This window comes from Rufibacter hautae (assembly GCF_008271695.1).
In the GTDB taxonomy this organism is placed as follows: Bacteria; Bacteroidota; Bacteroidia; order Cytophagales; family Hymenobacteraceae; genus Nibribacter; species Nibribacter hautae.
The window spans coordinates 1,195,430-1,210,460 of the sequence record NZ_VKKY01000001.1 but is presented as its reverse complement, the minus strand read 5'-3'; the positions used below and the strand labels follow the sequence as shown (position 1 = coordinate 1,210,460).

The 15,031-nt window shown below is 54.8% G+C and carries 13 protein-coding genes; 10 read left to right on the top strand and 3 right to left on the bottom strand.

Translation table 11 applies throughout. The features are described 5' to 3' along the window. Positions 1 to 139: 139 nt before the first annotated feature. The 4 genes from FOA19_RS04565 to FOA19_RS04550 all read left to right on the top strand — a co-directional run bounded on the left by FOA19_RS04565 (position 140) and on the right by FOA19_RS04550 (position 5,537). A complete protein-coding gene (locus tag FOA19_RS04565; RefSeq protein ID WP_149089587.1) occupies positions 140 to 1,288 on the top strand; it encodes a glycoside hydrolase family 172 protein in 1,149 nt (382 codons plus the stop codon). Between the two features lie 128 nt (positions 1,289 to 1,416). Continuing rightward, complete coding sequence (locus FOA19_RS04560; RefSeq protein WP_149089586.1) at positions 1,417 to 2,586, top strand: cellulase family glycosylhydrolase; 1,170 nt, start codon at positions 1,417 to 1,419, stop codon at positions 2,584 to 2,586. 173 nt (positions 2,587 to 2,759) lie between these two features. Beyond that, positions 2,760 to 3,848: a glycoside hydrolase family 43 protein gene (locus FOA19_RS04555; protein ID WP_149089585.1), complete on the top strand. Its 1,089-nt coding sequence runs from the start codon at positions 2,760 to 2,762 to the stop codon at positions 3,846 to 3,848. 78 nt (positions 3,849 to 3,926) lie between these two features. Then, positions 3,927 to 5,537 (top strand): family 43 glycosylhydrolase, encoded by a 1,611-nt coding sequence (locus FOA19_RS04550; protein ID WP_223808734.1) that lies wholly within the window; start codon positions 3,927 to 3,929, stop codon positions 5,535 to 5,537. A 291-nt stretch (positions 5,538 to 5,828) separates the two neighbouring features. Here FOA19_RS04550 and FOA19_RS04545 read toward each other — a convergent pair whose 3' ends face one another. Then, on the bottom strand, positions 5,829 to 6,557 hold the full coding sequence (locus FOA19_RS04545; RefSeq protein WP_149089584.1) for an RDD family protein: 729 nt from the start codon (positions 6,555 to 6,557) through the stop codon (positions 5,829 to 5,831). 69 nt (positions 6,558 to 6,626) lie between these two features. Between FOA19_RS04545 and FOA19_RS04540 the strand changes: the two genes are divergently transcribed. From FOA19_RS04540 to FOA19_RS04515, 6 genes are all read left to right on the top strand, one after another. Then, entirely contained in the window at positions 6,627 to 7,589 is a 963-nt protein-coding gene (locus tag FOA19_RS04540; RefSeq protein ID WP_149089583.1) for a stage II sporulation protein M, read from the top strand. Continuing rightward, positions 7,570 to 8,448, top strand: a complete 879-nt coding sequence (locus tag FOA19_RS04535; RefSeq protein ID WP_149089582.1) for a hypothetical protein — start codon at positions 7,570 to 7,572, stop codon at positions 8,446 to 8,448. The genes FOA19_RS04540 and FOA19_RS04535 overlap by 20 nt, the downstream gene beginning before the upstream one ends. A 74-nt stretch (positions 8,449 to 8,522) precedes the next feature. Then, positions 8,523 to 9,188, top strand: coding sequence for a DUF4129 domain-containing protein (locus tag FOA19_RS04530; RefSeq protein WP_149089581.1), 666 nt, complete (start codon positions 8,523 to 8,525; stop codon positions 9,186 to 9,188). Next, positions 9,185 to 10,381, top strand: coding sequence for a DUF4350 domain-containing protein (locus tag FOA19_RS04525; RefSeq protein WP_149089580.1), 1,197 nt, complete (start codon positions 9,185 to 9,187; stop codon positions 10,379 to 10,381). Before FOA19_RS04530 ends, FOA19_RS04525 begins: the two co-directional genes overlap by 4 nt. Positions 10,382 to 10,390: 9 nt before the next feature. Further along, positions 10,391 to 11,386 carry an AAA family ATPase gene (locus tag FOA19_RS04520; protein WP_149089579.1) on the top strand — a complete coding sequence of 332 codons (996 nt, stop codon included), beginning with the start codon at positions 10,391 to 10,393 and terminating at the stop codon, positions 11,384 to 11,386. A gap of 129 nt (positions 11,387 to 11,515) precedes the next feature. Beyond that, the gene (locus FOA19_RS04515; RefSeq protein ID WP_317132017.1) at positions 11,516 to 12,775 is read left to right on the top strand and encodes a DUF58 domain-containing protein; all 1,260 of its coding nucleotides are present in this window, start codon (positions 11,516 to 11,518) and stop codon (positions 12,773 to 12,775) included. 72 nt (positions 12,776 to 12,847) lie between these two features. Here FOA19_RS04515 and FOA19_RS04510 read toward each other — a convergent pair whose 3' ends face one another. Beyond that, entirely contained in the window at positions 12,848 to 13,540 is a 693-nt protein-coding gene (locus FOA19_RS04510; RefSeq protein ID WP_149089577.1) for a response regulator transcription factor, read from the bottom strand. A gap of 282 nt (positions 13,541 to 13,822) precedes the next feature. Next, complete coding sequence (locus tag FOA19_RS04505; protein WP_149089576.1) at positions 13,823 to 14,875, bottom strand: threonine aldolase family protein; 1,053 nt, start codon at positions 14,873 to 14,875, stop codon at positions 13,823 to 13,825. Positions 14,876 to 15,031 lie beyond the last annotated feature (156 nt).

Genomic DNA, 15,031 nt, shown 5'->3' with positions numbered 1-15,031 from the left:
TTCAGAAAAGCAGGCCTTAAACCGAGTGGCTTACAACTGAGAAGGAAGGGTTTTGCAAAGTTCGGCCTGGAAACAGGCAGAGAACAAATGCGAAATCCCTGACCAAGGTACCGTTAAATTTAAACCAAAATAGAATTTGATGAGACGTCTACTTTCACTGTTTGCTGTTCTTTGCCTGGCCACGGGCGCTTTCGCGCAACGCTCCGGGAACTTCAATGGCCTGGAAATGAACCTGGGCAACCTCTACCGCACCTCCAACGCCGAGACCCGCTCCATCAGTCCGGAGAATTTCACCGGCGAGAAAGGCAAAGGCGGCATGGCCCCGCTGGACAAGGGCGTACACGGGCGGCAGGCCCGCGAGTTGGGCGTAGGCTGGAAAGTAAACCCCTTTATCTGGATTGAAGGCGGTAAAACCGTTACCCTGGCCGAGATTGACGGCTCCGGCGCCATTCAGCACATCTGGATGACCCCCACCGGCAACTGGCGCTACTCCATCTTAAGAATCTATTGGGACGATGAAAAAGAGCCCTCCATTGAAGTGCCCGTGGGCGATTTCTTCGGGATGGGCTGGGGTGAGTACGCGCCGCTGAACTCTTTGGCCGTGACCGTGAACCCGGGCAGCGCCTTCAACTCGTACTGGGTCATGCCCTTTAGAAAGAAGTGCCGCATCACCATGGAGAACACCCATTCTGAGCGCATGAACCTGTTCTACCAGATAGACTACACCCTCACCGATATCCCCAGCGATGCCGCCTATTTCCACGCGCAGTTCCGGCGCAACAATCCCACCAAAGGCGCTTTGTACACCCTGGTAGACGGTATCAAAGGCAAAGGACAGTACGTGGGCACCTACATGGCCTGGGGCGTGAACAACAACGGCTGGTGGGGCGAAGGCGAGATCAAGTTCTTCCTGGACGGCGACAAAGACTTCCCAACCATCAACGGCACCGGCACGGAGGACTATTTCTGCGGCTCCTACAACTTTGAGAACAAGAAGACGCGGCAGTACGAGCCGTACTCCACCGCCTACGCCGGCCTGCACCAGGTTATCCGTCCCGATGGCTTGTACAACGCGCAACAGCGGTTTGGCATGTACCGCTGGCACATTGTAGACCCGGTGCGGTTCAACAAAGACCTGCGCATCACCATTCAGGATTTGGGTTGGCGCAGCGAGGATAGGTACCTGCCGCAGCAGTCAGACATCAGCTCGGTGGTGTACTGGTACCAGACCGAACCACACGCGCCCTTCCCTAAACTGCCTTCTAAAAACGAGTTGGAAGTAAACTGATAAGCAATCGTTTTGGCCCTGATTTCCTGAAAACGCCCCTTAAACGGGGATGCTTCTTATATCAAAAAACTACGCCTAATGGATTTTGGGCAACAATTTGAAACTACGCACCTAATTGAAACTGAACTATGAAATGGAAGTCTCTCTACCTGCTGGCTTTGGTTTGCGGCCTGTTAACCCAGGGCTGCGGCAAGAAAGAAGCCACCACCCAAACCGAGGCCAAGCCCAGAACCGTCTGGAGCGTAGACAAAGCCAAGGCATGGTACAAAGACAAAGGCTTTATTATCGGGCCTAACTTCTCGCCCAGCACCGCCATCAACCAACTGGAGATGTGGCAGGCCGAGAGTTTTGACACCGCCACCATTAACCGGGAGTTGGGCTGGGCCGAGGACCTGGGCATGAACACGGCGCGCGTGTACCTGCATGACCTGTTGTACCAGCAAGACTCGGCGGGATTCCTGCAGCGGGTAGACACGTTCCTGGACATCGCGCAGCGGCACAACATTAAGCCTATTCTGGTGATCTTTGACTCGGTGTGGGATCCTAATCCTAAACTGGGGAAACAGCGCGAGCCCCGGCCGCATGTGCATAACTCGGGCTGGGTGCAAAGCCCCGGATCAGTAGGACTGCAGGACTCTACCCAGCACCCGCGCCTGGAACGTTACGTGAAAGGCGTAATCCGGAGGTTCGCCAATGATGACCGCATTCTGGCCTGGGACATCTGGAACGAGCCAGACAACATCAATCAGGGCTCGGCTTACGGCAAACAGGAACTGCCCAATAAACTGGACTACGTGCTGCCGCTGCTGAAGAAAAGCTTCGTCTGGGCCCGCGCCGCCAACCCGGTGCAGCCGGTGACCTCGGCTGTCTGGAAAGGGAATTGGTCAGTAGAGGATTCACTCACGGCCATTGAGAAAGTGATGCTGGATGAGTCAGACATCATCACCTTCCATAACTATGACAGCGCCCAGTATTTGGAGCAGCGCATCAACTGGCTCAAGCGCTACGGCAAGCCCATGATCTGCACCGAGTACATGGCCCGGCCCAACGGCAGCACGTTCCAGAGCTCTCTGCCGGTGGCCAAGAAACACAACGTAGGCATGGTCAACTGGGGCTTTGTGGATGGTAAAACCCAAACCATTTACCCTTGGGACAGCTGGGATAAGAACTACACCGGTGAGCCGAAAGTCTGGTTCCATGACATCCTCCGGAAAGACGGCACGCCGTACAGCCAGGCCGAGGTGGACCTGATCAGGAGCATGACCGGAGTGAAAGAGAAAGCTGTGGCCGCGCAGTGATTTGCCAGAGAACTGCTCCTGAGTAGGTAATGACAGAACCTACACTTGCTTTCAAACCGGGTACCGTTTCTGGCCGGTTTTAAGAAAATCAGCTCCAAAACAGAGACAGGTGGTGGCCAGTTGAAAAATAAGTAATATCGGCTTGGGCCAGAAGAAGGCGCATGTAAATAAGTATGAATCGCCAATTAAAGAAGTTAGTTGTTTTAGTTGCTTGTGGTGGGTGGCTGCTGGGCTGTAAGTCCAGTGCCACCCTGCCTGCGCCTGTAGCTACAGATGCCCGGGAGACCGCCTCCTCGCGTTATTTCACCAATCCCATCATGGACGGCGCCGATCCCTGGGTTCTGAAGAAAGACAGTGTGTATTATTCCTGCGGCTCCGGCAACGGCACCATCTATGTCTCGCAATCCACGAAACTGACCGAGTTGGGCACGCGGGTGCCCGTGTGGAAAGCCCCTGCCAGTGGCTGGAACGCGCATAATATCTGGGCCCCCGAGATCCACTACCTGCAAGGCAAATGGTACATCTACTACGCCGCCGGGAAAGAGCCGGGCGGGCCGTTCATCCACCAGCGCTCGGGCGTGCTGGAGTCCACCACCGACAGTCCGTTTGGGCCGTACGCAGACAAAGGCATGCTCTACACCGGCGACAGCCTGCAAACCCCGTCCTCGGTAAGGTGGGCCATTGACGTATCGCCGTTTTACCTGAACGGGCAGTTGTACGCGGTTTGGTCTGGCTGGGAAAAGAATGCTTCAACGGATAGAACCAAACAGCACCTGTATATTGCTAAGATGAGCAATCCCTGGACCATTGCCTCTAACCGGGCCAAGATTTCTTCGCCCACCGAACCCTGGGAAACCGGCGGGGAACTGGACCTCAACGAGGGGCCTGAGCTGCTGAAGAAAAAGGAGAAAGCTTTTCTAATTTACTCTTGCCGGGAATCCTGGCTCAAAGAATACCGGTTAGGGCAGCTGACCCTCTCAGACACCTTAGCCGACCCTATGGTAGCCAGTAACTGGGTTAAATCAAGCGCACCCGTATTTCAGGCCACGGCCAACGTGCTAGGAGTGGGGCACTGCAGTTTCACCACTTCGCCAGACAACACCGAGGACTGGATTTTCTACCACGCCAAGAAATCTGAGAAGCCGGGTTGGCAACGCGATATCCGGCTACAGAAATTCACCTGGACAGCCGACGGCTATCCGGTTTTCGGGGAGCCGGTGCCTTCCGGGGTGCCCCTTCCGGTCCCCTCGGGGCAGAGATAAAACTATCTAAACAGAACTGATTAAACGTGTACAAACCCAGGGCTGGAACCCACCGGCAGACTGGCATTTTCTTTACCTATGAAAAACTACTTCCTTTCCATCTCAGCCGTAGTGCTGGGGCTAATGGCTTCTTCCTGCCAAAAGAACCAGACCACTGCTGCTTCAGAGGCCACAGCCGCGCCCGTGACCTCCACCCAGGCGGTGACCTACAGCAACCCCGTGATGCCCGGCGACTACGCCGATCCGTCGGTGGTGCGCGTGGGCGATGATTACTGGGCCACAGCCACTTCCTCTGAGTGGGCGCCGCTGTACCCTATCCTGCACTCCAAAAACCTGGTAGACTGGGAAACGGTGGGCCACGTCTTCCCCAACAAACTGCCAGACTGGGCCGAGGCGCATTTCTGGGCCCCTGAGATCACCTATGACAAAGGCAAATACTATATCTACTACACGGCCAAGAAAAAAGGCGGCAACCTCTGCGTAGGCGTGGCCAGCGCCACCAAAGCCACTGGTCCTTACACCGACCTGGGTCCGTTGGTGTGCCAGGAGGTGGGTTCTATTGACGGTTTCCCCATCCGGGATGAGAAAGGCGATCTGTACCTGATCTGGAAAGAAGACGCCAACAGCGTAGGCAAGCCCACCCCGCTCTGGGGCCAGCGCATGAACGAGGAAAGAACCGCGCTCACCGGCGAGAAGTTTGAGCTGTTCCGGAACGAGAAAGGCACCTGGGAGGGTGGTCTGGTGGAAGGCCCGGCTCTCATCAAACGCAATGGCTATTATTACATGTTCTACGCCGGCGATGCCTGCTGCGGACGGGCTTGTACCTACGGCGTAGGCGTAGCCCGAGCAAAGGATTTAAGAGGTCCTTGGGAGAAATATGCCCAAAACCCCATCATGAAGAAAAACGAAACCTGGACCTGCCCCGGCCACGGCACGGTGGTCTCTGATGGCAAAGGCCGCGACTTTTTCCTGTACCATGCTTACAGCGCCAACAGTACCGTGTACCCGGGCCGCCAAGGCTTGCTGGACGAGATCACCTGGGGCACCGATGGCTGGCCTAAGTTCCAGAACGGTTCTCCGGCCTTAACCGCCGCCGCGCCTTACAATACCAACGCCAAAGAGGAACTGAACACCCAGGAAGAGTTCACCGCCAGCACCCTGGCCCCTTCGTGGCAGTGGTTTGTGGAGCAGACGCCCAAGTTCACCGTGCAGCCCGGTAACGGCGGCCGCTTGCTGCTGCAGGCTACCCCTGAGAAAGTAGGCAGCGTGTTGTCTAAGCGTACATTAGAAGCAGATTATACCGCCACCACCGCCATCAACCAGAAACAGCTGGCACAGGGCGTAGCCGCCGGATTGGCCGCCATCGGTGACCCGCAGAACGCCATTGGGGTATCTCTGCGCAACGGGGAGATATCGCTGTGGACGGTGAAAGAGAACAAAGAAACGGTGCACTCCAAAGTAGCGGCTCCTACGGGTGATCTGCTGCAGTTCAAACTCACCGCCGCTAAAGGTGACCAACTGCAATTCGCCTGGAGCACCGATGGCACCACCTGGAATCCTCTGAACGAGGGCAAACCCCTGAACGGCGATTTCCTGCCACCCTGGGACCGGGGCGTTCGCGTGGGCCTCACCGCCAAGGGCCCAGCCGGCTCTGCCGCCGTCTACGAATGGTACCGGTTAGTGCATTAGAGGCTAAATGAAAGCAATAGCTTATGCTTTTCCTCTAAAAGTGTTTCGGGGCTGTTTTAAAGATAACAGCCCCGAAACACCTTTTACTGTAAGATAGTGGTGGTTTACAACCTGCATCTAAGGCGGATAAATGTAGGGGCAATCCCTTGTGGTTGCCCTTTTCCTTGATGAACCTAAAAGGGCAACCACAAGGGATTGCCCCTACATTCGCTAACGTAGCTTTGTTCTTGTAAAGATCCTCTTCTGATTTAAGGCCGTTTTTGGGAGAATAGACGCAAAACAGAGTGAAACTTACGCCTCCATGCCGGCGGTGAGGTGATGGTAGTCTTTGATGACGGTCTTCAGGAACTCGCGGTCGGTCATGGTGGGGTTTACGTTCATGACTTCTTTCGCGCGTTCTGCGATGCGGTTAAGCAGCGCCTCATTCTTGTGCTCAATGGCTTTGGCCAGCAGTTTGCGCACCAGCGCCATGTCTTTGTCTGAAAGCAAGGCCACCTCGGGGAATACAATGGTGTAGTTTTCCTCCAGCTGCACCTGAAACAGGTTCTTTTTCTGCACGGCCGTGGTTCTGATCACACTGGTGCCCGCCGCCACATCGCCCAGGCGCTGGCCTTTGCCCGTGATGGCGATGGTAGCGATGGCCACAATGCCGTAGAAGAAGATGTCAATGGGCCGCAGGAGCCAGCGCACCAGGTAATCTCCAATACTGGGTGACTGTCCGCTTAGTTTGATCACTTTTATGTCGCGGGCTTTCTTGCCCAAGCTCTGCCCGTTCATGAAAATCTCGCAGAGCAGGTCGTAAAACATGTAAGGCAAGAGGGCGATAATAGCCAGCACCACAATGGCCGGGGTAGAAGGGGAAGCCGAAGACAGCAGCAGCGCAAATACCAAACCGCAGATAATCAGCCAGCCAACGCCTACCAGCGTGTCAATGATATAGGCCAGGATCCGGTCACCCACGCTGGCGATCTCATATTCAACTTCTACATTCTGCGTGGTCCTGATTTTGATGGTTTCCATTTACTTCTTCAACTGCTTTAATAACTTGCCTAAGTTAGATATATTTGGAAGGAAACAAAAAGACAGGGCATGCGCGAGGCCGCTTTCATCAAACAGAATTCAGCTAAATGGAAACGGTACGCCTCAGAGCCCACGTCCAACCCAGATGAGCTCGCCGACCGCTTCATTGAGCTCACCGACGACCTGGCCTTCGCCCGCACCTTCTACCCAGACTCTGACAACACCGACTACCTGAACAGCCTCACCGGCAAGGTGCACCAGGCCATTTACCGCAACAAGAAAGAGAAAAGCAACCGTTTTGTGCTGTTCTGGAAACAGGAATTGCCGCTGTTGATGGGGCAGTACCACCGGCAGTTGTTCTATGCGTTCCTCATCTTCGCATCGGCCGTTTTCATTGGGGCCTTGTCTGCGGCGTATGACGATACCTTTGTGCGCCTCATTCTGGGCGATCAGTACGTGAACCAGACGGTGGCCAACATCCGGAAGGGTGATCCCATGGCGGTCTACAAGCAGGCCGATGAGACCACCATGTTCCTTACCATCACTTTCAACAACATCAAAGTGGCGTTCACCGCGTTTGCCATGGGCGTTGTGTTTTCTGCGGGCACTTTCTGGATTCTGCTCAAAAACGGCATTATGCTGGGCGCGTTCCAGTACTTTTTCTACAAACAGGGGCTGCTGCTCAGCTCTATGCTCACCATCTGGATTCACGGTACCCTGGAGATATCTGCCATTATCATTGCCGGGTGCGCCGGTTTTATCATGGGCAACAGCCTGCTCTTCCCTAAGACTTTTTCGCGGTTGGAGTCTTTCCGGCGCGGGGCCAAAGACGGGATGAAGATAGTGGTGGGGCTGGTGCCTATCTTTATCATGGCCGGTTTTCTGGAGGGTTTTGTGACCCGCCATACCCAGATGCCCCTGTTCGCCAGTCTGCTCATCATTGGAGGCTCGGCGGCGCTGATTGTTTTTTACTTTCTGTTATATCCTTACTGGCTGCAAGCCAAGTTACCTAATGAAAGATCCGCTGATTGAGTTCAGGCTAGAACGTGATTTGGGCCAGAAACTGAATACCACCTTTACGTTCCTGCGGCAGAACTTCAGGCCGCTTTTTAAGTGCATTCTGCTGTTTGTGGTGCCGTTCGCGCTGCTGGCGGGTATCTTCTCCGGGATTTACCAAGGCATCCAACTAGATGAGCTTTCCGGGGCGGTGGAGTACGGTTCCATGGGCGCTTACACGTTTGCCCAGACTGTGAACTCGGCGCATTACTGGGTAAGCCTGTTTTTCTCGCTGGTGAGTTTTGTGCTGCTGAGCCTTACCATCTATTCTTACATGCTGCAGTACATGCAGCACCGGGGCCAGGTCGATTCTGCCCAGGTCTGGGAAGGCATCAAAAGCAACTTTATTCCGGTGCTGTACTCCAGCGTGGGCGTGATCCTGATAAGCGTCTTGGCCACTTTGCTGCTGGTGTTGCCAGGCATCTACGTGGCGGTGGCGCTGTGTATGTTCGCGCTGGTGATGCTGCACGAGGAAGTGGGTTTTCTGGATGCGGTGGAGCGCTGCTTTTACCTGATCAAAGGGTATTGGTGGCCCAGTTTCGGGTTTCTGCTGTTGCTGGCCTTGCTGCAGGGCATCATCGGGTTTGTGGCCTCCTTGCCGGCCATGGCGCTGTATATTCTGCGTATTTTTCATTTGCCTGGCGGCGATAGTGACGTGCTGCTGGTGGTAGCCACGGGTTTCACCACGTTCATCAGTTTACTGCTGTATGCCCTTACCCTCACCGGTGTTGCTTTCCAGTATTTTGACCTGGTGGAGAAGAAAGAGGGCGTAGGCTTGCTGGAGCAGGTAAACCAGATTGGCGCCCAGCGGGAGACATCTTTAGACCTGTTATAATCTTTTCTGTGCGCTTTCCCCGGCTTCTGTTTTTCCTGCTTTTTCTGTGCTGTGCCTTATTTGGTACCCCATCCGTGGGGGCGCCACTCCAGGCACCGGCGCCGGCGGCCGTCGCTCCCTTGCAGGTGCGCTACCCCAATGCCCAAAAGTTGCAGGAACTCCGCGAAAACAAAGATTTCCAGTACCAGCAGGACATCCGGCCAGATATGTCTTTCTGGGAGCGTTTCTGGCGGCGCGTAGGCGATTACCTGAACAGCCTTCTGGGCAAGACCTCTTACAACGGCTTCTGGAAGTACGTGCTGTACGGCATTGCCATCGTGACCACCGTGTATGTGATTTTGAAACTGTTTCAAGTGGATTTCTCGGGCCTGTTCGGGAAAAAGCCCGCTGCGGCCGCTCTTACCTATGAGACTTACCGCGAGAACATCCACGAGATAGATTTTGCGGCCCTGTTGGAGGAAGCCGAAGCCCAGGGCGATTACCGCCGTGCGACCAGGTTGTACTATCTGCGCACCTTGAAAACCCTCACCGACGGTGGCTTCATTGACTGGCGACCGGGTAAAACCAACTGGAGCTACGTGAACGAACTGCAGAACTCGCCTTTGCAGCGGCCGTTTGAGCGCGTGACCCAGCTGTTTGAGTACGTATGGTACGGCGGCTCTGCGGTAGACGAGCAGAAGTTTGAAGCCGTAAGAAACTCGTTCCAGCAGTTTAACCAGTCTTTGACAAAAACGGCATGAAAAACTACCGTTTATACGCGCTGGGCCTTGGCCTGCTGTTCACCGTCTTCGTGGTGGTGGAATACTATCGGCCTAAGCCTATTGACTGGAAGCAGACTTTCTCCAACAAAGACAAGATTCCGTACGGCGCCTATGTGCTTTTTGAGCTCTTGCCAGACCTTTTCCCTGACCAGCCTGTCACCTCTGTGCGGTTGCCGGTGGTAAACCAGGTGGAGGAAAACAACACGCTTAGAGAAGACAGCACCACCGCGCCGGTGAATTACCTGTTTGTGAATGGAACCACGCAGGTAGACAAACTGGACCTGAAAACGCTGCTCCAGTTTGTAGCGCAGGGCAGCAACGTCTTCATCAGTTCCCACCATTTCTCTCGGCAGCTGCAAGATACCTTGGGCTTTAAACTGGAGTTCGCTCCCAAGCAGGATTCCCTGGGGTTGGTCTTCACGCATCCGCAGCTCCTGAAAAACAAACCGGTGCGCTATGCCTGGGAAAAGGTGAACCGCACCATCACAGTGGACTCTAACCACAAAGCCACTGTTCTGGGCAAGAACACCGCCGGCGGCGCCAACTTTGTGCAGATCCGGTATGGGAAGGGAAGTTTCTTTCTCAGCTCGGTGCCTTTGGCCTTTACCAATTACCACGTCATCCATCCGGTGCAGGGTAAGTACGCGGCCTTGGCGCTGTCGCATTTGCCGGTGCGGCCCGTGTGGTGGGATGAGTACCAGAAGCAGGGCGCCGTGGGCGATAGCTCAGTGTTTAGGGTGCTGCTCAGCCATGAGGCGCTGGCCTGGGCGTATTACCTGGCTTTGGGTAGTCTGCTGCTTTTTGTGCTGTTTGAGAGCAAGCGCACGCAGCGCATCATCCCCGTGGTGGAGAAACCCAGGAATACCACGCTAGAGTTTGTGCGCGTCATCGGGAACCTGTACTTCAACTACCGCGACCATAAAGTCATCGCCGAGAAGAAAATCAACTACTTTCTAGAGTACCTGCGCCTGCATTACTTTGAATCTACCCGTGACCTAGACCAGGAACTGCAGACCCGCATTGCTCATAAGTCGGGGATACCCGCCTCAGAAGTAAGCGAGCTGTTCCGGCTCATCCACTACGTGCGCACCACCCATACCCTGGAAGAGCAGAACCTGTGGCAGTTGAACAAACAATTAGAAAGCTTTTACCGGCAAGCTACCAGCCGATAACGAATAAACATGGAACCACTAGAAGAAGCCGCGTTAGGCCTGGCACCACAAACTGATTTCTCTGATCTGCAGCAGGCCATAGGGCAAATAAAGGAAGAACTCCGCAAGCGGATCATCGGGCAAGAGGCCTTCATTGACCTCCTCCTGATCGCTATCCTCGCCGATGGGCACGTACTCATTGAGGGTGTGCCGGGAATCGCTAAAACCTTGACGGCCAAACTGCTGGCCCGCACCATTGACGTGGGTTTCAACCGTATCCAATTCACCCCAGACCTGATGCCTTCTGATGTGCTGGGAACCTCGGTTTTCCATCCGGGCACGGCCACGTTCCAGTTCAAGCAGGGACCCATCTTCTCCAACATCGTGCTGATTGACGAGATCAACCGCGCGCCGGCCAAAACGCAGTCTTCTTTGTTTGAGGTGATGGAAGAGCAGCAGATCACGCAGGACGGGGTCCAGTACACCATGGCCGATCCGTTTATTGTGCTGGCCACCCAGAACCCCATTGAGCAGGAGGGAACTTATCGCCTGCCCGAAGCCCAGCTGGACCGTTTCATGTTCAAGATTCTGGTGCAGTATCCGTCTCTGGCGGAGGAAGTAGCCATTCTGGGCGTGCACCACAACCGCCCGGCCCTGCAACAGACCCTGGACGAGATTCGGCCCGTACTCACCGCCGAGAAAGTCTCTGCCCTGAGAAAGCAGGTGCGTGAAGTGCACGTAGATATCAAGGTGCTGGAGTACATTGCCCAACTGGTGGTGCAGACGCGCGCAAACAAATCTCTGTACTTGGGCGCCTCGCCCCGGGCATCGCTGGCCTTGCTCAACAGCGCCAAAGCGCTGGCCGCCATCCGGAACCGCTCTTTTGTCACCCCCGAGGACGTGCAGGAACTGGCCCCCTCCGTCCTGCGCCACAGAATCCTGCTTTCGCCGGAGCGCGAAATGGAAGGTGCCACCCCAGACGATGTCATCAAACAAATCATCCAGAAAACCGAGGTGCCCCGCTAGGTTTACAGCCTGTTTTCACCAAATCACCCCTAAAACGCTCCACTCCTGAAAGCACTCGTTTCCTTTTTTAGCCGCCTGTACTTCACCAGGTACTTTTTCTACGCCCTCTCTGCGGCGGTAGGGTTATTTGTGCTGGCTTTCTTTTTCCCGGCGTTCCTGTTCCTGGTGAAGATCCTGTTTGGGGTGCTGGTGCTGTTTGTGCTGGTAGACGTGGCTGCGCTCTTCCGCCACCCCGAGGGGATTGCGGCGTCACGGAGCATGCAGGAGAAGCTTTCCAACGGGAGCGAGAATCCGGTGTACCTGTACGTGGAGAACCGCTACGGCTTTACGGTGCGGCTGGAGGTGATGGAAGAATTGCCGTTCCAGTTCCAAAAGCGCGATGCCAGTTTCCTGGTGCAGGTGCCACCTGGTGAGACGCACGTGATTGAATACCAACTGCGGCCGGTGCAGCGCGGGGTCTATTCTTTTGGGGCCACCAACGTGTTTGTGAACGGGCCCTTGCAGTTGGTGCGCCGCCGGTACCAGTTCGGGAGGGGGCAGGAGGTGCCGGTGTACCCGTCTTTTCTGCAGCTGCGGCAGTATGAGCTGCTGGCGGCCTCGCAGCACCTCACGGCCATGGGCATTAAGAAAGTACGGAAGGTAGGCCACAGCGCCGAGTTTGAACAGATCAGGTCGTACGTGGCCGGCGATGACCAGCGCACCATCAACTGGAAAGCCTCGGCCCGCAAGGCGGAGTTGATGGTGAACCATTACCAGGACGAGAAATCGCAGCAGGTGTATTGCCTCATTGACAAGGGCCGCGTGATGGAAATGCCGTTTGCCGGTCTGAGCCTGCTGGACTACGCCATCAACGCGACCTTGGTGCTCTCCAACGTGGCCTTGCGCAAGGAAGACAAAGCCGGGCTCATCACGTTCTCAGACCAGATCGGGTCGGTGCTGCCGGCTGAGCGCCGGGCTTCGCAACTGCAGAAGATCCTGGAGCTGCTCTACAGCCAAACCACCAAGTTCCAGGAAACGGATTTCCAGCGGCTGTACGTCACCGTGCGATCTAAGGTAAAACAACGAAGCCTGCTGCTGCTCTTCACCAACTTTGAGACGCTGAATGGGGCCAAGCGACAGTTGCCGTACCTGCGCAAGCTGGCCAAACACCACCTGGTGCTGGTCATCTTCTTTGAGAACACTGAGACCCGCGCCCTGCTGGAGAAACCCGCCGACAGCACCGAGGAAATCTACCTGAAGGCCATCGCGGAGAAGTTTGCCTATGAGAAGCGGCAGATTGTAAAGGAATTCGCGGCCCACGGTATCCACTCGGTGTTGACGCCGCCAGACAAACTCACCGTCAACACCATCAACAAGTACCTGGAATTCAAATCCCGCGGGTTGCTGTAACTTTGCCGGCAAGTTCTTGTTTTAGGGCCTTTTTAAGGAAAACAGTCTGAAATCAGGAACCGGACTCGGCTCTTAAATAAGGTCAAAGGCGCGGGCGTACTGGGAAATCTCAAAAGAAGATTGGGCATTCAGTTTTAACCTGATGTTGCGGCGGTGGGTGTTCACGGTTTTCTCGGAGATGTACATTTCCTGCGAAATCTCCAGCGAGCTTTTGCCCAGGGCCACCAACCGCAGAACCTCCCTTTCGCGCGGGCCCAGTTGGGTGAAACTCTGGTAATGCTGGCGCAGGAAAGCGTTCTCTTCCAGTACCCGCTTTATCTTGGCCGTGATGTGGCTCATGGGGTTCACCGCAATGGCAATGGTGATGGTAAGCAGCGGCTGGCCCGCTTCGTCACGCATGAAGATCTTGATGGAGCTCAGGTGAAGCATCCAATCATCCTGATCATGGAACCGCACCTGCTGGAAAAAGGACAGGACCTCGTCTTCGTCATTGCGGCTTAGCAGGCCATGGATAAGTTTGGGTATGTAATCCGCAGACTCTATCGGGTTGAAGAACCTGGAGTGGAACTCCTTGCCCATCTGCTGCAACTCTGGCAAGGTCACGCCAATCTGCTGCAGTCCCCGGGCCGACATGTACTCCACCGCCAGGTCTTTCTGAATGTTATGGATGACCACCACACCAGGCAGGCCTTCGGCCATCACTGCCACTTCCGCTATTTTTTCCTCAATCTTTTGCCGAAGGCATGCGGGGGGAGATGCTTTCATGGTCTGCGGGTTAAGGGATGTTTAGTAAAAATAGATTTTTTAGTGAATTTATATTCATTTTGGCTCAAAATCGCACAAAATAAGAATCGATAATGGTGAAATTCAGTGTTTAATCCGCTGAGATGGGCAGAAAAGCACCAAAAAGGCTTAAAAACAGGAAAGCCACCTGCAAGTTTTACCTTGTAAGTGGCTTTTAAGGATAACGACTTGGCCCTACAACCTAAGGAAAAGCGGATGGTTTAGTGGGGAAGAAAGGCCTGATCTGCGCTAGCAGGATGCGTCCTAGCTTAGTTCTTGCTTTGCTACCGCAGATAGGTTTTTTACTTCCTGTAAGAACTGGTCTACCTGTTTTTCTGGGGTGGCCCAGGAGGTGATCAACCTAATGGCAGAGACTTCTCCGGGCATTTTACGCCAGACAAAAAAGCCGTAGTTTTTAGAAAGTTGGGCAATAAACGCATCTGGCAGAATAGGAAATATCTGGTTTGTCTCTGACTGGGTCAGGAAAGAGTAGCCAAGTTCCTGCAGTTGGCGGGCAATCTTCTGGGCCATGGCGTTGGCGTGACCCGCCAGGTGGAACATGAGGTTATCGCGCAGCAGCTCCGCAAACTGAATCCCGAACAATCGGCCTTTGGCCAGCAAGGCGCCCCGTTGCTTGATGTAGTATTTGAAATCTTTGCGCAGACTGGCGTTGCAGATCACAATGGCTTCGCCAATCAAGCCGCCGCTTTTGGTAGCGCCCAGGTAAAAGATATCGGTGAGGGCGGCTACGTCTGCCAGGGTGAGGTCATTTCTCTCTGCCGATAAGGCCATGGCCAAGCGGGCGCCGTCCATGAACAGCAGCAGGTTGTTCTCCTGGCAGAAGGCATACAGGTCAGTTAGTTCCTGTTTTTTGTAAATCGTGCCAATTTCGGTGGAGTTGGAGATGTAGACGATCCTGGGCTTGACGGTGTGGTACTCCGGAAACTTGTTGAGCAACGGCCTGATGAGCTCTGGGCTTAGCTTTCCGTCTGGGGTGGCCACGGTTTCAATCTTGTGCCCGGTGGCTTCAATGGCGCCCGCCTCATGGTTGTTGATGTGGCCAGTTTCGGCGGCGATCACAGACTCATAGGTCTTCAGGAAAGCGCTCAGCACAATAAGGTTCGCCAGCGTGCCCCCGGCCACCAAATGCACATCCAGGTCGGGTTGCGCGCAAATGGCCTTGATGGCGGCCACAGACTCCAGAGAGAAAGCATCATTCCCGTATCCGGCTTGCTGCTGCGTATTGGTTTCTGTCAGGCGTTGTAAAATGTTAGGGTGGCAACCCTCGCTGTAATCGTTGGTGAAACTATAGAGCATGGTGGTTTTGCTTTCTGGAAACTAGGGATACGGCAAAGATACAGCGCGCACCACCAATTTACAGGCCCTCAGCCCCTAAACTTGACAAGTAAAGGCCGCCAGAAACCTGCTCATGACAGAAGAGTTGCGGGAGTGACGAAAAAACGAGAGGCAACC